General features: G+C 67.1%; 16 protein-coding genes and 1 tRNA gene. 7 read left to right on the plus strand and 10 right to left on the minus strand.

Annotated elements, in window-relative coordinates:
• The first annotated feature begins 54 nt into the window (after nt 1–54).
• The gene (locus KBY65_RS00180; RefSeq protein WP_409996605.1) at nt 55–804 is read left to right on the plus strand and encodes a helicase DnaB; all 750 of its coding nucleotides are present in this window, start codon (nt 55–57) and stop codon (nt 802–804) included.
• Here the strand turns inward: KBY65_RS00180 and KBY65_RS00185 are convergent.
• The 3 genes from KBY65_RS00185 to KBY65_RS00195 are packed head-to-tail and all read right to left on the minus strand — an operon-like array spanning nt 790 to nt 3,809.
• Complete coding sequence (locus KBY65_RS00185; protein ID WP_094560317.1) at nt 790–1,683, minus strand: N-acetylmuramoyl-L-alanine amidase; 894 nt, start codon at nt 1,681–1,683, stop codon at nt 790–792. The genes KBY65_RS00180 and KBY65_RS00185 overlap by 15 nt on opposite strands.
• Nucleotides 1,680–3,428 (minus strand): M61 family metallopeptidase, encoded by a 1,749-nt coding sequence (locus KBY65_RS00190; RefSeq protein WP_233128576.1) that lies wholly within the window; start codon nt 3,426–3,428, stop codon nt 1,680–1,682. Before KBY65_RS00190 ends, KBY65_RS00185 begins: the two co-directional genes overlap by 4 nt.
• 36 nt (nt 3,429–3,464) lie before the next feature.
• A complete protein-coding gene (locus KBY65_RS00195) occupies nt 3,465–3,809 on the minus strand; it encodes a DUF1257 domain-containing protein (protein WP_094560313.1) in 345 nt (114 codons plus the stop codon).
• 6 nt (nt 3,810–3,815) lie between these two features.
• Between KBY65_RS00195 and purN the strand changes: the two genes are divergently transcribed.
• Nucleotides 3,816–4,502 (plus strand): phosphoribosylglycinamide formyltransferase, encoded by a 687-nt coding sequence (purN, locus tag KBY65_RS00200; protein ID WP_409996599.1) that lies wholly within the window; start codon nt 3,816–3,818, stop codon nt 4,500–4,502.
• A 6-nt stretch (nt 4,503–4,508) separates the two neighbouring features.
• On the opposite strand, the gene argC is transcribed toward purN, so the two are convergent.
• Nucleotides 4,509–5,573, minus strand: a complete 1,065-nt coding sequence (gene argC, locus KBY65_RS00205) for an N-acetyl-gamma-glutamyl-phosphate reductase (RefSeq protein ID WP_255000019.1) — start codon at nt 5,571–5,573, stop codon at nt 4,509–4,511.
• A gap of 77 nt (nt 5,574–5,650) precedes the next feature.
• Here argC and ribBA point away from each other — a divergent pair, with 77 nt between their 5' ends.
• Nucleotides 5,651–7,342, plus strand: coding sequence for a bifunctional 3,4-dihydroxy-2-butanone-4-phosphate synthase/GTP cyclohydrolase II (gene ribBA / locus KBY65_RS00210; RefSeq protein ID WP_261355860.1), 1,692 nt, complete (start codon nt 5,651–5,653; stop codon nt 7,340–7,342).
• Nucleotides 7,343–7,364: 22 nt separating this feature from the next.
• On the opposite strand, the gene KBY65_RS00215 is transcribed toward ribBA, so the two are convergent.
• Nucleotides 7,365–7,805 (minus strand): peptidylprolyl isomerase, encoded by a 441-nt coding sequence (locus KBY65_RS00215; RefSeq protein ID WP_094560308.1) that lies wholly within the window; start codon nt 7,803–7,805, stop codon nt 7,365–7,367.
• Between the two features lie 81 nt (nt 7,806–7,886).
• On the opposite strand from KBY65_RS00215, the gene mtnP reads away from it, so the two are divergent.
• A complete protein-coding gene (gene mtnP, locus KBY65_RS00220; protein WP_255000020.1) occupies nt 7,887–8,810 on the plus strand; it encodes an S-methyl-5'-thioadenosine phosphorylase in 924 nt (307 codons plus the stop codon).
• Here mtnP and murQ read toward each other — a convergent pair.
• From murQ to dnaK, 4 genes are read right to left on the minus strand one after another with little or no spacing between them, the layout of a single operon-like run.
• Nucleotides 8,789–9,748 (minus strand): N-acetylmuramic acid 6-phosphate etherase, encoded by a 960-nt coding sequence (gene murQ / locus KBY65_RS00225; RefSeq protein ID WP_255000021.1) that lies wholly within the window; start codon nt 9,746–9,748, stop codon nt 8,789–8,791. The two genes, mtnP and murQ, sit on opposite strands and share 22 nt — an antisense overlap.
• Entirely contained in the window at nt 9,745–10,140 is a 396-nt protein-coding gene (locus KBY65_RS00230; protein WP_094560306.1) for a DUF3110 domain-containing protein, read from the minus strand. The genes murQ and KBY65_RS00230 overlap by 4 nt, the downstream gene beginning before the upstream one ends.
• 34 nt (nt 10,141–10,174) lie before the next feature.
• Nucleotides 10,175–11,152, minus strand: a complete 978-nt coding sequence (locus KBY65_RS00235) for a DnaJ domain-containing protein (protein WP_254987165.1) — start codon at nt 11,150–11,152, stop codon at nt 10,175–10,177.
• On the minus strand, nt 11,149–13,224 hold the full coding sequence (gene dnaK / locus KBY65_RS00240) for a molecular chaperone DnaK (protein ID WP_255000022.1): 2,076 nt from the start codon (nt 13,222–13,224) through the stop codon (nt 11,149–11,151). Before dnaK ends, KBY65_RS00235 begins: the two co-directional genes overlap by 4 nt.
• A gap of 199 nt (nt 13,225–13,423) precedes the next feature.
• On the opposite strand from dnaK, the gene pstC reads away from it, so the two are divergent.
• The 3 genes from pstC to pstB are packed head-to-tail and all read left to right on the plus strand — an operon-like array spanning nt 13,424 to nt 16,179.
• Nucleotides 13,424–14,389: a phosphate ABC transporter permease subunit PstC gene (pstC, locus tag KBY65_RS00245; protein ID WP_255000024.1), complete on the plus strand. Its 966-nt coding sequence runs from the start codon at nt 13,424–13,426 to the stop codon at nt 14,387–14,389.
• A gap of 8 nt (nt 14,390–14,397) precedes the next feature.
• On the plus strand, nt 14,398–15,309 hold the full coding sequence (gene pstA / locus KBY65_RS00250) for a phosphate ABC transporter permease PstA (protein WP_094560304.1): 912 nt from the start codon (nt 14,398–14,400) through the stop codon (nt 15,307–15,309).
• 45 nt (nt 15,310–15,354) lie between these two features.
• A complete protein-coding gene (gene pstB, locus KBY65_RS00255; protein ID WP_255000025.1) occupies nt 15,355–16,179 on the plus strand; it encodes a phosphate ABC transporter ATP-binding protein PstB in 825 nt (274 codons plus the stop codon).
• A 91-nt stretch (nt 16,180–16,270) separates the two neighbouring features.
• On the opposite strand, the gene KBY65_RS00260 is transcribed toward pstB, so the two are convergent.
• Nucleotides 16,271–16,357, minus strand: a tRNA-Ser gene (locus KBY65_RS00260).
• Between the last annotated feature and the right edge of the window lie 5 nt (nt 16,358–16,362).

Below are 16,362 nucleotides of genomic sequence, written 5' to 3' on the forward strand. Positions count from 1 at the left end.
TGGGGCAAGCGCCTGGTAGGGGTTCGGCGCCCCACTGGGCTGACGGCAGCCCTTCTGGCCGTGGCTACCCTGCCGTTCACCGGTGGCCCCAGCAAGCCCCTGCTGCTGCTTGACCCTGGTCTGAGCGGCAGCATCAGCAACGCCCAAGGCGCAAGCGACCAAGTCGACCCCCTGCAGTTCTCGGCAGCCGAGCTCAGCGAACTCAAGCGGCGGTTTGGCGTGCACGGGCCCCAGCCACGGCTGGCCCAGCTTTTCACCAGCGGCATCGACCAACTCGAGCCCCTGCGCTCCCACACCCTTGGGCGCATCGCCGATCTGAGGCCAGTGATCCTGGCCGAAAGCCAACGCCAACGCGTGAATCCAATGCTGGTGGCGGCGATTCTCTTCGACGAAATGCGCCACGCCAAGCCCGGCGAAGATCTGCCCCTGGCAGCCCACTCCGGGTTGTTCAGCACCCACGGCCCGGCCCAGCTCGGCCTGGGTGAAATGGTCCACCAGGGTCTGCTGAAGCCCGATGCCTCCGATGCCGAGATCAGCCAGGCCCGTGATGCCTTGCTCGACCCCGAGCAGAACGTGGTGCTGCTGGTGGGCAAATTCGCGCGCCTGAGCCGGGAGTTGAACTTGCCGAAGCGCCAGCTGCAGGCCAGCAAGAGCCAACGGGATGCCAAAGCGCTGGCCACCCTGGCCTATCTGCACAACGGCAAGCTCGACTACCCCCGCCGCATCCTGCGCGCCATGCAGGATGCCGAGCTGCACGCCCTGATGTACTCCAGGCGCAAAGCGGCGCCTTCACCCCTGATCTGATCGGCCAGAACACAGCATTCCCAGGTTCTGGAGGCGCTGTTGCAAGGCTGACCACTGAAAACTGCGGGGATCGGCCCGCTCGCCGCCCAGATCCACGGCTCGATGGGTGGTGATGTGGTCGGCCGGGATCCCGTAGCGCTGCATCCAGCCGGCCAGCAGGGCCGCCAAGGCGTCGTACTGGGCCGCGGAATAGCCGCTGTGGGTCGGATTCTGGCCCTCGCCATCAAGGGGCGTTTCCAGGCTGACGTGCAAGGCGAAGTTGTTGACAGAGCCGCTCGCCTTGGCGTTAGTCACCACCCAGCGGCCATTGAAGGCCGAATTGCCGGCGCCAAAGGCGCGCTTGGCGGGATCCAGCACCTGCACCACTGAGCCATCCCCACCAATGAGGGAGTGGTAGCTCACCTGGTCGTCATCGCGCGGATGGGGGGTGAGGAAGGTGTTGATCGCCGAGCCGATCCCGTACACCGTCTCGTGCAGCACCACCAGCTGGGGAGTGGGGTCGATGGGGTTGCCATAGGCATCCCGGATGAACCGCTCGCCGTAGTTGGTGGGGTGGATCTGGACCCGGGCCGGCGAGGTCTGCACCTCGCTCACCAGGGCCTGCAGCCGGGTGCGTTGGGCGGGATCGGTGATCGTGCAACTGCTGCGCAGAGGCGATTGCCAGCTGGCCTGTCTCGGCGGGCCCGGGGCCGCACGCCGGCCCGGCTCCGGAGCCGCGGGCGGCTGACGCACCTCCTCCAGCAGCTCCAGCAGGCTGGGGCGCTTGCGGCCGCCGCTGGCTTCTGCCGACAACTCCCGGGCCAACCAGCCCATTCCCCCCAGGGCGACCATGGCGCCTGCGGCCAGGGCCAACCACAGGGGGCGGGGGGAGGCGGTCATGGGACCTCCAGGGTCAGCCACCGCTGGCGCTGGGGTGCCGTCGCCTCGCCGGATGCGGGGTCCAGATCCAGAGTCCAGCGCTCCACGGCTGGCGCCTCGGGCAGGAGGGTGGTGGTACGCACCCGTCCGTCCCGGCAAAACAGCAACGCGTGGCCACTCAGAGGACGCTCCGGCCGAAGCAGATCCGCGATGTCGTCGACGTTGCGCACACGCATGCCATCGAGGGCGAGCCATTCATCGCCAACGGCCAGGCCCGCCCGCTCGGCTGGGCCATCGCGGACAACCCGCTGCAGCGTCAGGCCAGCGGCCCCAGGCTCCAGCCGGCAGCCCAACTCCTGGCTGGGGGCCAGCTGGGGTTCCAGCCGCAGGCCCACATCCGCCAGATAGGCCTGCAGCGGTGGATCGTCGCAACTGTTGAGCCACTGCGGCAGCAGCACGGCCAGATCGGCGGCATGGCGGGCAAACGCATCGATCAGATCCACGTCCCGGTAACCCCGGCCCCCAGCCCCATGGCTGGCCCACAACTCGCGCAGCACCTGGGGCAGGCAGGCCCCAACGCGACGCAGGTGCAGATCCAGCACCAGGGCCAGCACCGCTCCCTTGAGGTAGTAGCTGATCTGGCTGTTCGGCGAATAGGCATCGGGCCGGTAGAGCTTCACCCAGGCCTCCTCGCTGCTGGAGCGCAGGCTCTGCACCCGCCGGCCAGGGCTGAGCAGGTAACGGCTCAAGTCGGCGCCCAGATCCTCGAGCACCTCCTTCTCGGTGCTGCACCCGGCGCTGTGGGGCAACAGCTGATCGACATAGCTGGTCACGCCCTCGGCGAACCAAAGCGTGGGGACCACCACCGCCTGGTCGTAGCGATAGGGCGTGAGCTCGGCGGGGCGTAACCGCCGCACGTTCCACTGATGCAGGTATTCGTGGGCGGCGAGCTGCAGCAACTTGCGGCGCCCCTCCGGTCGGCCCAAAGACCGCCGACCGAACTGCAACACCGTGCTGAGATCGTGCTCCAGGCCGCCATAGCCGCTGTCGGTGAGGTGCAGCACAACCAGGTAGTGATCCGCCGCCGGCCGCTCCACCTCCATCAGGCGGCAACAGGCCAGGCAGACCTGCTCGAGATCCTTAAGCCAGCGCGGATCGGCGTCAACGGGATCACGTCCTTGCAGATCGGAGCCCCAGCTCACCCAGCGGTGGGGCACGCCGGCAACGCTGAAGGCGTGGGCGCGGTGGGGGCCGGCCTCGACCGGCGTGTCCAGCAGCTGATCGAAGTCGCGGGCCAGCCAGCCGCCGCCTTCAGCCCCGGTGGCATCGCCCTGCGGGGCCTCCGGCAGGGGCACGAAGGCCTGCCACCCAGTCGGGAGCGAAAGCTGCAGGCGGTGGGGCGTCCAGCGCTCCCCCTCCAGCTCCAGGGCCACCGCCGCCAAGGCCAGAAAGCCATGGTCGCCGTCGAGGTGGCAGGTGCGCACCGTGAGCTCGGTGGCCAGCACCGCGTAGTGGATCTCCAGCGGCTCGAGGCTGGGCAGCTCGAGCTGCCAACGGCTCGGGGTGAGTCGACGGGGCTCAAGGGTCCGCCCCCCCTGCCTGACTGTCAGCCCCTCAAGCTGACGGACATAGTCGCGGATCAGGTAGGAGCCCGGGGTCCAGGACGGCAGAGACAGGCGCAGACAGGAACGACTGGGGGTGTGGCTGAGGCGCACCCGCACCAGGTGCTGGTGGCAGGCCGTGAGATCCAGGTGAAACGCGGGCACGGGCTCTGGCACGGATCGCTCTGGCACAAGCAGGCGTCAGAGCACCACGCTCACCTGGGCCCCCGACAGCTGGCTGGCCGCTTCGCGCAGGGCCATCTCAGCGGCGTAGCGGCGGGTGATGGCGCCCAGCAGACGCTGCAGGGTCTGGGAGCGGCTCAGCCGCTGCAGATCGCCCACCAAGGCAAGGGATCCATCCGTGTGGCGCGTCCAGCCGAGCTGCACGCCACTTGAAAGGGTCACCTGCAAGTCGACAGGCTGGGTCTCGCCGGCGAAACCCTCCAGCTGGCCGCCCCACTCCGGGGAATGGCCCAGAGCCGCCAGGCTGGCTGCGAGTCCCTCGGCATCGCGAAGCACGGTTGGCAGGATGGAGAGGTGGGACACGGCAGAATGTCCGCTTTTTCAGACCCTAGCGATCAAGGGCCCTGCGTCCAGTGGCCGTTGCCACCGGATTGCCGAGAAGCCCATGCAACGGCCTGCGCACCGGAGCCCAGCCTCCTGCGGCTGGGGGTGATGGCCTCCGGTGCCGGCAGCAACTTCGAGGCCCTGGTGCAGGCCTGCCGGCAAGGCAACCTCCAGGCCGAAGTGGCCCTGCTGGTGGTGAACATTGGCGGCTGCGGTGCCCAGCAGCGGGCTGAGCGGCTGGGCATTCCCTGCCAGCTGCACGATCACCGGAACCATCCCAGCCGCGACCAGCTCGACCGGGCCCTGGTGGCCAGCTTTCAGGCAGCTGCCGTGGATCTGGTGGTGATGGCGGGGTGGATGCGGGTGGTCACCCCCACTCTGATCGGCGCCTTCCCAGACCGGCTGCTCAACATTCATCCCTCCCTGCTGCCCAGCTTCCGGGGCCTCGATGCGGTAGGTCAGGCCCTGGCGGCCGGGGTGACCCTGGCCGGCTGCACGGCCCACCTGGTGAGCGAGGAGGTGGATGCCGGCAGAATTTTGGTGCAGGCGGCCGTGCCCGTGCTGGCTGGCGACGACCACGCCAGCCTCACCCGCCGGATTCAGATGCAGGAGCACCGGATCCTGCCCCTGGCCGTAGCCCTCACCGCCCAGCAGCTTGGCAAGCCTGGCTGAGCGGGCTCAGGGATAGAAGGGCAATAACGGCAGACCCGTCGTGGACTCCAAGCCCGCCATCAAATTCAGGCACTGCACCCCCTGGCCCGCCTGACCCTTCACCAGGTTGTCGATCGCGCCCATCACGATCAGCTGGCCCGTGCGGGGATCAACCTGCACCGACAGCAGGGCCCGGTTGGTCTGGCGCACCCACTTGGTGGAGGGGTAGGTGCCCACCGGCAGCACCTCCACGCAGGGAGCCTGGCGGTAGGCCGAGGCCAGCAGGGTGGCGCAGTCTTCAGCGGTGAGGCCCGGATCCCGCAGGCGGCAATACACGGTGGCTAACAGACCCCGCACCATCGGCATCAGGTGGGGCGTGAACTGCAGCTGGATCTCGCGGCCGGCCACTCGACCCGCCAACTGCTCGATCTCGCTGGTGTGGCGGTGGCCCACCACGCCATAGGGCGCCACCGACTCGGAGCACTCGGCCAGCAGCAGGTGCTCCTTGGCGGCCCGTCCTCCGCCGGAGGTACCGGTCTTGGCGTCGATCACGATGCCGCCGGTGTCGATCAAGCCCTGCTTCAAAAAGGGGAGCAGCCCCAACAGGGATGCGGTGGGGAAGCATCCGGGGGCGGCCACCAGGCGGGCGCGACGGATCGCATCCGCCTCCCATTCCGGCAGCCCGTAGACAGCCTCACTGCACAGGTCGCCGTCGCTGCGGGGCACCTGGCGGGCCTCGGTGGCGTACACCTCTTGCCACTGGGCCAAAGAGCTGTAGCGGTAGTCGGCGGAGAGATCCACCACCCGCACGCCGCGCTCGAGCAGGAGAGGCACCAGCTGGGCCGCCACACCGTTGGGCAGGCTGAGCACTGCCAGATCCGCCGCCTCGGCGATGGCGTCGGGCTCCGGGGTCTGCACCACGGGGTCACCGGCCAGGGGCAGGAAGGGCACCAGTTCGCTCCAGCGCTTGCCGCTGCTGCGCTCGCCGCCCAGGAACGTGACGTCCAGGTTTGGGTGCTGGTGCAGCAGCCGCAAGGTTTGGAGCCCGCCGTAACCACTGGCCCCGATCACCGCAACGCGCTTGTTGGCCATGGCAGAGCCGCGGGGAAGGACGACCCGGGCTTTATAAAGGATGATTGCGCCAGGGCTCAGGCCCCACCCGCACTCCGTTGACCCTCCTGCGCGACCAGCCCCTCCCCTCCCACGACCCCGGCATCCGTTTCGACTCGATCGCCGATGCCCTGGCGGCGATCCGCAACGGCGAGTCGATCGTGGTGGTGGACGACGAAAACCGCGAAAACGAGGGCGACCTGATCTGCGCGGCCCAGTTCGCCACGCCCGAGCAGATCAACTTCATGGCCATCGAGGCTCGGGGCCTGATCTGTCTGGCGATGGAGGGCGAGCGGCTCGATGCCCTCGATCTGCCGCTGATGGTGGATCGCAACACCGACAGCAACCAGACCGCCTTCACCGTGAGCGTGGATGCGGGTGCTGAGAACGGGGTGAGCACCGGCATCTCCGCGGAGGATCGGGCCCGCACCATCCAGGTGGCGATCCATCCCCACACCCGTCCCAACGATCTGCGCCGGCCCGGCCACATCTTTCCGCTGCGGGCCAAGCAGGGCGGCGTGTTGAAGCGGGCTGGTCACACCGAAGCCGCCGTCGACCTGGCTCGCCTGGCCGGCCTCTACCCGGCCGGGGTGATCTGTGAAATCCAGAACAGCGACGGCTCCATGGCCCGGCTGGCCCAGCTGGCCGTGTACGCGAGGCGCCACGGATTAAGGCTGATCAGCATTGCCGACCTGATCCGCTACCGCCTCGACACCGAGCGTTTCGTACGCCGCCAGGCGGAAGCCACCTTGCCCAGCGCCTTTGGCGACTTCCGAGCCATCGGCTACCGCAACGAGCTCGATGGCAGCGAACATATCGCGATCGTGAAGGGGCAACCCGAGCGGGCTGAAGCCCCGGTGCTGGTGCGGGTGCACAGCGAATGTCTCACCGGCGATGCCTTCGGCTCCCTGCGCTGCGACTGCCGGCCCCAACTGGAAACCGCCCTGCGCATGATCGAAGCGGCCGGCGAAGGCGTGGTGGTGTATCTGCGCCAGGAGGGCCGCGGCATTGGCCTGATCAACAAACTCAAGGCCTATTCCCTCCAGGACACAGGCCTCGACACGGTGGAGGCCAACGAGCGCCTCGGCTTCCCCGCCGACCTGCGCAACTACGGCGTCGGTGCCCAGATCCTCAGCGATCTGGGGGTGAACCGCCTGCGCCTGATCACCAACAACCCGCGCAAGATCGCCGGTCTGGGCGGCTACGGCCTGAAGGTGGAAGACCGGGTGCCGCTGGTGATGGATCCCGGCAGCCACAACGCCGCCTACCTGCAAACCAAGCGCATCAAGCTGGGACACCTGATGGGTGATGGGCCGTCCTGCCCCATCGGTGGACCCACGGCGGTGCTGGCCTGGCACAGCACCGCCGAGCAGCACAGCACTGAGCTCAGCACGGAGCTCAGCACGGTGGCGATTGCCACCCAGCTGGACGCCCTCCAGCAGTGGGCGCAGGCGCAGGGGCTTCAGGTGGAGCGTGAGGAGCACCCGCGCCTGCTGGCCCTGCTCAACCAACCGGCGCTGGCGGTGGTGCTCAGCGGCCTCGACCAGACACGGGGTGGAGTGGGAGCCGTGGGGGCAGCCCTCAGCCAGATGGCGCACTGGAGCCACACCAGCGCCGTCAGCCTGCTGCTGGCTCCGGATGCCCAGCGGAGCAGTCACCCCAGCGCTGACCTGGAGCGCCAGCAGCGCTCCCTCAGCGAACTGGGCGCCGAGTTGAAGGTTCAACCCGGCGCCTTTCTGGTCTGGCGCTAACGCAGTCCTGGCTGGAGGATCTTCAATCCTGAACAGTCACCTTGGTGATGCGACTGCCGTTCTTGAGGGCGAGCACCACGTCCATGTTGCCGGTGTGGCCAAACACGGTGTGCACGCCATCGAGGTGGGGCTGGGCGCCGTGGCAGATATAAAACTGCGAACCACCGGTGTTCTTGCCGGCGTGGGCCATCGCCAGGGTGCCGGCCTGATGCTTCTGGCTGTTGATCTCACAATCGATCTGGTAGCCGGGGCCACCGGTGCCAGCCGTACCGCGGGAGCCTTCCCGGCTGTTGGGGCAGCCGCCCTGGGCCATGAAACCGGGGATCACACGATGGAAGGCCAGTCCGTCGTAGAAGCCCTCCTTGGCGAGCTTGGTGAAGTTGGCCACGGTGTTGGGCGCATCGCTCTCGAACAGGTCGAGTTCGATGGTTCCGGCCTCGGTCTCCATCACGGCTTTGGTCACGGTTGCTGTGCGTAAAAGCCGACTGTATGGGGTGGGGGAATGCGCGTGTTGAAAATGGAGAGCCATGCGGTCGCCTCGCCGATGAGCAGCCCCACGTCCGACTCGCCCAGCGGTCTCGATCTGAGCCGTGCCCGGCTTGGAATCCTGGGAGGCAGTGGCCTTTACGCGATGGAGGGCCTGGAGGATGTACAGGAGCTGACGATCGACACGCCCTACGGGCCTCCCTCCGATTCCCTGCGACTGGGCAAGATCGGCGATCTGGAGGTTGTGTTCCTGGCCCGCCACGGCCGGCACCACAGCCACACCCCCACGGAGGTGCCCTATCGCGCCAACCTCTGGGCCCTGCGCTCCCTGGGCGTGCGCTGGATCCTGTCCTTGTCGGCAGTGGGATCCCTGCAGGAGCAGTTTCGGCCGCTCGACATGGTGGTGCCGGATCAATTCATCGATCGCACCCACCAGCGCCCGCTCACCCTGTTTGGCGACGGGCTGGTGGCCCACGTGGGCTTCGCCGATCCCTTCTGTCCGGTGCTCAGCCGGCTGCTGGCCGATGTGGGCGAAAGCCTGATGCCCACCGGCCGCCAACTGCACCGCGGCGGCACCTACCTCTGCATGGAGGGTCCGGCCTTCTCCACCCGCGCCGAATCGGAGCTCTACCGCTCCTGGGGCTGTGCCGTGATCGGCATGACCAACCACACCGAAGCGCGCCTGGCCCGGGAAGCTGAGATCGCCTACGCCACCCTGGCGATGGTGACCGACTACGACTGCTGGCACCAGGAACACGCCTCGGTGACGGTGGAGATGGTGATTGCCAACCTGCACGCGAACGCCAGCCTGGCCCAACAGATCGTGCGGGTGGCGGCCGAACGGGTAGCGGCCCAGCGCCCCACCAGCAGCGCCCACCAGGCCCTGCGCCACGCCCTGATGACCCCCAAAGAGCAGGTGCCGGCCAGCACCCGCCGCCAGGTCGACCTGTTCACCGCGCCCTACTGGGGCTCGTTCAACTGAGCCAGACCGTTCAACTGAGCACCGCAGGCCTGCAGAGCCGCCCGCAGGCTGGGGCCATGCTGGGCCATATGGGCGGCGGCTGAGCCAGGATCCATGCCTGAGGCCGCCATCAGCAGCGCGAGCTTCACCGAACCACCCGCCTGCTCCAGCAGCTGAGCGCCCTGCTCGCGGCGCAGCCCGGCCAGGTCCTGCAGGATGCGCAGGGCCCGATCTTCGAGCTTGGTGTTGGTCACGGCCACATCCACCATGCGGTTGCCGTGCACCTTGCCCAGCCGCACCATCACGCCGGTGGACAACAGGTTGAGGGCCATCTTGGTGGCGGTGCCGGCCTTAAGCCGGGTGGAGCCAGCCAGCAGCTCAGGGCCCGTCAGCAGGCGGATGTCGATGTCACAGGGCATGGGGGCCTGGTTGGCGGGCACGCAGGCCATGGCAATCGCCAGGGCACCGGTTGCCTGGGCGTGGCGCAAGGCGCCGAGCACGTAGGGCGTGGTGCCGCCGGCGGCGATGCCCACCAGGCAATCGCCAGGGCCGAAGCCCCGCTCTTCCAGATCGTGCTGGCCGGCCTCGGCCAGATCCTCCAGCCCCTCCGAGCTGCGCAACAGGGCGGGCGCCCCGCCAGCTAGCACGCCCTGCACCAACTCCGGCGACGTGCAGAAGGTGGGCGGGCATTCGGCCGCATCGAGCACCCCCAGCCGGCCGGATGTGCCGGCGCCCAGATAAAACAGCCGCCCGCCGATCGCAAGCCGCGTCGCAATGGCATCCACGGCGGCCGTAAGCGCCGGAGCCGCCGCCTCTAGGGCCCGTTGGGGCTCCCGGTCGTTGGCGCAGAACAGAGCCACCAACGCGTCGGTGGGCAGCTGGTCGAGCCGCTCGCTGAGGGGATTGGCCTGTTCGGTGAGCAGGTGGCCGCGGTCTGCGCCGGCCGCGGCCCCGCTCACAACAGGCCCTCGAGCTGGCGGCGAAAGGCCTCCAGGCTGGGGTCGCCAGAACTCTCAGCAGTCTCGGCCGCCTGCTGCTCCTGCCATTTGGCGACGTCCATGTTGCGCTCGGGCGGCGCAATCAGCAGGCGATCTTCGGCGCTCTGGGGCAGAAACCCCGCCGGCACGAAACGGGCCTCGTACCCCGCCTGGCTGCAAAACAACTCCATCTCCTCCCGGTCGAGCGGCTCCACGGTGGGCACGGGAAAGTCCTGGGCCTCCAACAGTCCGGCATAGCGCTCCGCGTCATCGCGGTCCTCAAACAGCAGCACCACGGTGCGGCCATTGAGCTCCAGCGAATGGATGCCTTCCTGGTCACTTCCGGCATCGAACAGCATCACGTGCACCGGCATGGATCGCGGCAAAGGGCAGAGGACCCTCAGTGTGTCACCGGTGCAGACCGTCGGGATCGTCGGCCAGTTCCTGCAGGCGGCGATACAGGGCGGCTTCGGCGTCGCCCAACTCCTCGGGCACCACGATGCGCACCTCCACCAGCTGGTCGCCGCGCTGCTCCCCCCACTCCTGGCCACGGCCCCGCAGGCGCAGCAGCCGGCCGCTCGAGGAGCCCGGCGGCACCCGCAGCTTCACCGGCCCCCGCAAAGTTGGCACCACCACCTCGGCGCCCAGGGCGGCTTCCGCTGGGCTGAGCTCCAGCGGGTAGAGCACACGCAGGCCATCGATGCGCAGCCCCTCCTCCGTGCGCACCCGCAATTGCAGGAAGTGGTCGCCGCCGCCGGGGGTCACCCCCGCGAGCCGCAGCCGCCAGCCATCGCCCGCCAGGGGTGGGGTCCACACCTCCACCGCCGTGCCATCGGCAAGCTCCAACTCCACCCGCTCCCCCTGCAGGGCCTGCTCGGGGCTGAGCTCCACCAGGCTCTCTTGGTCGCTGGAGGCCTGCACCGGCAGCGGCGGCGGCGGCGAGGCCGTCACCGAGCCCGGAGCCTCTCGCTCGTGTCCCTCTGGCTCGGCGTCGGGCTCCGGGGCAGCCTCGTCGTCGCGTCCAGGGGGCCCAAAATCAGCGCTGGAGGGCCGACGGGAACGGCGCCGCTCACCGAACAGAGCGTCGAGGTACTCCTCGAAGTCGGGAAAGCCGGTGGCGAAGGGATCCTGCGGCTCGCGGCCAGGAGCGTCACCACCAGGATCGCCGGCCTCCCAGGCCTGGCGGCGGCGCGGGTCGGACAGCACCGCATAGGCCTCGTTGACCAGCTTGAAGCGCTCCTCTGCCAGCGGGTCATTGCCGTTGAGGTCGGGATGCCAGCGGCGGGCCTGGGCGCGAAAGGCCCGCTTGAGGCTGCTGGCGTCGGCGCCGGGCTCAAGGCCCAGCACCGACCAGTAGTCGGACGGGGCGGCGGGGCTACGCGTCACCGGTAGGACCCATCCCCCCAAGGGTCGTCATCCACCCGGGGCGGGCGTTCACGCACCAAAGCTTCGGGTTCGCGATAGGGAGGTTCCCGATAGCTGGGCTCGCGATAGCTGGGCTCGCGGTCATAACGCGACGGTGGCATGGCCCAGGGGTCGCTGCCGGGGCGGTTCCAGTCGTCCCAGTCGTCGTCGGCAAACAACTCATCCTTGAGGGAGCCCAGGGTGTTTTTGAGGCCCTGCAGGGGCCCCTGTTCGGCCTTGCGCTCACTCAACAGACGCCGGTTGAGCCCAAACAGGGCCTCCTGCAGCTGGCTCACCGCCAGTTCCAGCTCCACCAGGTCGTCGGCAGCGAGCAGGTCCTGCACGTCGCGCAGGGCCATCTCCACCGAGCGCTGCTGCCGCTCGGCGCCATAGGGCCCCAGCTCCAGGGCGGCATCCCTGAGCCGGCGCTCCGCCTGGGCCACCAGGGTCTGGGCCCGATTGCGACGATCGATCTCAGACCGCTTGCGGCGATCTTCGCTGGCCTTCTGCTCCGCCTCTTCGATCAGCTTGGTGATCTCCTCCTCGCTGAGGTTGGAGCCGCCCTGAATGCTGACGCTCTGCTGCCGGCCGGTGGTGCGGTCGGTGGCCGACACCTGCAGCAAGCCATTGGCATCAATGTCAAACGAGACCTGCACCTGGGGCACGCCCCGGGGCGCCGGCGGGATGCCAGACAGGCGGAAGCGGCCCAGACTCTTGTTGTCGTCCGCCATCTGCCGCTCCCCCTGCAGCACATGGATCTCCACCGAGCTCTGATTGGCTTCGGAGGTGCTGAACAGGTCGCTCTTGCGCACCGGAATGGACGTGTTGCGAGGGATCAGCACCTTCATCACGCCGCCGATGGTCTCCAGACCCAGCGACAGGGGGGTGACGTCGTTGAGCATCAGATCGCGCAGCTCGCCGGTGAGGATGCCGGCCTGCACCGCCGCGCCGATCGCCACCACCTCATCGGGATTCACCGACTGGCAGGGCTCCAGGGGGATGAGGGTGCGCACCATCTCCTGCACCATCGGCATGCGGGTGGAGCCGCCCACCAGCACCACGTCGTCGATGTCCTCGGCTGCGAGGCCGGAATCGCGCAGGGCCCGCTGCACCGGCCGCAACAGCCGATCGAGCAGGTCGGGGCAGAGCCCCTCAAACACCCGGCGCTCCAGGGTGGTTTCGATGTGCAGCGGCCCGTCGGGTCCGGTGGCGATGAAAGGCAGCGAGATGGGCGTGCTCTGCACGCCGCTCAGCTCGATCTTGGCCTTCTCCGACGCCTCAGTGAGGCGCTGCAGGGCCTGGCGGTCACGGCGCAGGTCGATGCCGTGCTCCGCCTGGAAGGCATCAGCCAGCCAGTCGACGATGCGGCGATCCCAGTCGTTGCCGCCGAGCTGGGTGTCGCCGCTGGTGGCCTTCACATCGAACACCCCCTGGGCGATGCGCAGCACCGACACATCGAAGGTGCCGCCGCCCAGGTCGAACACCAGCACCCGCTTCACCGTGCTGCGGTCGAAGCCGTAGGCGAGGGCCGCTGCCGTGGGCTCGTTGAGGATGCGCTCGACGCTGATGCCCGCCAGCCGGCCGGCATCCCGGGTGGCCTGGCGCTGGGCGTCGTTGAAATAAGCCGGCACGGTGATCACCGCCGCCTCAACGGGTTCCCCCAGGTAGGTGGCGGCGTCGTCGCAGAGCTTGCGCAGCACACTCGCAACCAGCTCTTCCGGGGCGTATTCCCGCTCGGTAGCCGGACAAACCACCCGCACATTGCCCTGCTCGTTGGCCCGCACCGAGTAGGGCACCGACAGGCTGCCCTCCTCCAGTTCGTCCCATTGGCGCCCCACGAAGCGCTTGAGATTGGCGAAGGTGTTGCGGGGGTTGAGCACCAGCTGGCGGCGCGCCAATTGGCCCACCAGCAGCTCCTGGTCGCGGCTGAAGCCCACCACCGACGGCGTCGTGCGGCCGCCCTCGGCGCTGGCGATCACCGCGGGGCGGCCACCCTCCAACACCGCCACCACCGAGTTGGTGGTGCCCAGGTCGATGCCGACTATCCGTGACATGCCACCCCGCGAGATGCAAACCCGTGCCAGGAAACCCGTCGACCCATGAAACCGGCTGTTGCAGCCCCGCGCGGTGGAGCCCAAAACTACCGGGCCCTCAGACGTTAATCACCACTTAAACGACCTGGTGTGGGGCTCTTCGTAGATTTGGCCCGGATCGGCCACCCCTGCGCTGACCGATGCAAAGCCTTCTTCCCCCATGCTGACGGACCCAAGCCCCGCCCTGGACGCCGACGCCTTCACCCTGCGTCGGCGTCCACCGACCGAAAAACTGGTGGACCTGGGCTTTCGCCAGCTGACCCTGGTGCTGGCTTCGATGGTGGCCATCGTGCTGCTGGGCATCTTTCTCACCGTGTTCCAGGGGGCACGGGAGGCCATCGCCACCTTCGGACTGGACTTTCTCACCACCTCTGCCTGGGACCCCGTCAACGAGCAGTACGGGGCCTTCATCGCCATCTACGGCACCTTGGTCACGTCCTTCTTGTCGCTGCTGATTGCGGTGCCCCTGGGAGTGGGTACGGCCATCTTCATCACCGAAGACCTGATTCCCACGGTGGTGCGGGATGCCATCGGTCTGATGGTGGAGCTGCTGGCAGCGATTCCCTCGGTGGTGCTGGGCCTCTGGGCGATCTTCGTGATGGAGCCAGCACTCCGCCCGGTCCTCAACCTGCTCCACAGCCTGCTCGGCTGGAGTCCGTTTTTTAACACCATGCCCCAGGGCCCTGGCATGACCCCGGCCATCCTGATCCTGGTGGTGATGGTGCTGCCGATCATCACGGCGATTTCTCGGGATGCGCTCAACCAGGTGCCGATTGAGTTGCGGCAGGGGGCCTATGGGGTTGGCACCACCCGCTGGGGCGCGATCTTCAGTGTGATCCTGCCGGCAGCGATCTCGGCCATTACTGGGGGCGTGATGTTGGCGTTGGGTCGAGCCATGGGTGAAACCATGGCGGTGACGATGATCATCGGCAACGCTCTCAATTTCAACCTGTCGCTGCTGGCACCGGGCAACACCATCGCCTCCATGCTGGCCAATCAGTTCGGTGAAGCCGATGGCATTCAGGTGTCTGCCTTGATGTATGCCGCTCTGATCCTGATGTTCCTCACGTTCGCCGTGAATGTGACAGCCAAATGGATCGTGCGTCGCCTCAGCCTGCGCTACTGAGATCCCCCATGGCGAACCAACCCATCACCTATTCCAGCAGCGCCCTCTTCGACAGAAGGCCACTGCACTTTGATCCCAACCTGCGGCGCAACCGCCTCAACCAACTGTTTACCGGAATCGCTGGCTTGTTTGCTGTGATTGCCGTTCTGCCCCTGCTGCTCGTCCTGTTTCACGTGCTGGTGCAGGGCGGCAGACTGATCTCCGTGGGCATGTTTAGCGAACTGCCACCGGCACCAGGGCTCGATGGGGGTGGTATTGGCAATGCCATTCTCGGCACCCTTTTGGTAACCCTGATTGCCTCCCTGATCGCCATCCCGGTCGGCGTAGGAGGGGGCATCTACCTCAGCGAATACTCCCAGCGCGGTTGGTTTGCTCAGTTTGTGAGCTTCGGCAACGACATCCTGGCCGGCGTTCCATCGATCATCAGTGGAGTGTTCGTCTACGGGATTGTGGTGGCGACGCGGGTGTTTTTTGATCAGAGCTACAGCGCCATGGCTGGCGGTATCGCCCTGGCGGTGCTGATGCTTCCCACGGTGATCAAAACCACCGATGAAGGCCTCAAGCTGGTGCCCCAGGAACTGCGCTGGGGAGCCTATGGCGTGGGGGCTTCGAAGTTTGTGACGGTGATGCGAATCACCCTGCCCTCAGCCTTCACCCCCATCGCCACGGGGGTGGTGTTGGCGATCGCCCGAGCCGCCGGCGAAACCGCACCACTGATCTTCACCGCGCTGTTCTCCCCCTTTTGGCCCGAAGGGGTGTTCAACCCGATCGCCACCATGTCGGTGCTGATCTTCAACTTCGCGATCATGCCTTATGAGGCCCAGAACGCACTGGCCTGGGCGGCCTCCTTCGTGTTGGTGATGATGATCCTGGGCGCCAATCTCCTGGCTCGCTGGATTAGTCGGATGGCCAAAGTCTGATCACGACCTCATCCCGTTTCCTTAACACCTCCCTGCTCTCGAGCCATGACCAGCAGCTTCCACACCAGCCCAGCCGTTGAAGCCAGCAAGGAGGACGTCTGCGTGTCGCTGCAGAACGTCACCATTTCCTACGGGAAGTTCGAGGCCGTCAAAAATGTCTTCATGGACATTCCCCGCGGACGGGTCACCGCGTTCATCGGTCCATCCGGCTGCGGCAAGTCGACCGTGCTGCGGGGGTTGAACCGGATGAACGATTTAATTCCGGGCTGCAGACTCAAAGGCCGTGTGGTGTTCGATGGCTACGACCTCTACGACCCCAAGGTGGATCCGGTGGAGGTGAGGCGTCGCATTGGCATGGTGTTTCAGAAACCCAATCCGTTTCCCAAATCCATTTACGAAAACATCGCCTTCGGTGCCCGCATCAACGGCTTCAAAGGCGACATGGATGAGCTGGTGGAGCGATCCCTGCGCAAGGCTGCCGTGTGGGATGAGTGCAAGGACAAACTGCGCGAGAGCGGCTTTGCCCTCTCGGGCGGTCAGCAGCAGCGCCTCTGCATCGCCCGAGCCATCGCCACCGAGCCGGAGGTGATCCTGATGGACGAGCCATGCTCAGCTCTCGATCCGATCTCCACCCTCAAGATCGAAGAAACGATGCACGAGCTCAAACGGAGCTACACCATCATCATCGTGACCCACAACATGCAACAGGCGGTGCGGGTGGCTGATCACACGGCCTTCTTTAATGCGGAAGCGGTGGAAGGAGGCACCGGCAAGGTGGGGTATCTGGTGGAGTTCAACGACACGGAACGCATCTTCAATGCACCCGCCCAGCAGGCCACCCAGGACTACGTCAGCGGCCGCTTCGGTTGAGGATTAAACCGCGGGATTCTGGCCATCGACGACACCCTTCGCCGACGAAGAAATTGCCATGAAAAAGCCGGCTGCAAAGCCGGCTTTTGAACGGAGAGGGAGGGATTCGAACCCTCGATAGAGTTGCCCCTATACAGCATTTCCAGTGCTGCGCCTTCGACCACTCGGCCACCTCTCCAGGGG

The organism is Cyanobium sp. Alchichica 3B3-8F6 (assembly GCF_024346435.1).
Lineage (GTDB): Bacteria > Cyanobacteriota > Cyanobacteriia > PCC-6307 > Cyanobiaceae > Cyanobium_A.

Excerpts from the sequence above, each read along its gene's own strand:
- pstB (WP_255000025.1), top strand. The coding sequence starts at position 15,355 with ATGACCAGCAGCTTCCACACCAGCCCAGCCGTTGAAGCCAGCAAGGAG.
- pstA (WP_094560304.1), top strand. The coding sequence starts at position 14,398 with ATGGCGAACCAACCCATCACCTATTCCAGCAGCGCCCTCTTCGACAGA.
- argC (WP_255000019.1), bottom strand. The coding sequence starts at position 5,573 with ATGGCCAACAAGCGCGTTGCGGTGATCGGGGCCAGTGGTTACGGCGGG.
- pstC (WP_255000024.1), top strand. The coding sequence starts at position 13,424 with ATGCTGACGGACCCAAGCCCCGCCCTGGACGCCGACGCCTTCACCCTG.
- KBY65_RS00230 (WP_094560306.1), bottom strand. The coding sequence starts at position 10,140 with ATGCCGGTGCACGTGATGCTGTTCGATGCCGGAAGTGACCAGGAAGGC.
- purN (WP_409996599.1), top strand. The coding sequence starts at position 3,816 with ATGTCCGCTTTTTCAGACCCTAGCGATCAAGGGCCCTGCGTCCAGTGG.
- KBY65_RS00185 (WP_094560317.1), bottom strand. The coding sequence starts at position 1,683 with ATGACCGCCTCCCCCCGCCCCCTGTGGTTGGCCCTGGCCGCAGGCGCC.
- dnaK (WP_255000022.1), bottom strand. The coding sequence starts at position 13,224 with ATGTCACGGATAGTCGGCATCGACCTGGGCACCACCAACTCGGTGGTG.
- mtnP (WP_255000020.1), top strand. The coding sequence starts at position 7,887 with ATGAGCAGCCCCACGTCCGACTCGCCCAGCGGTCTCGATCTGAGCCGT.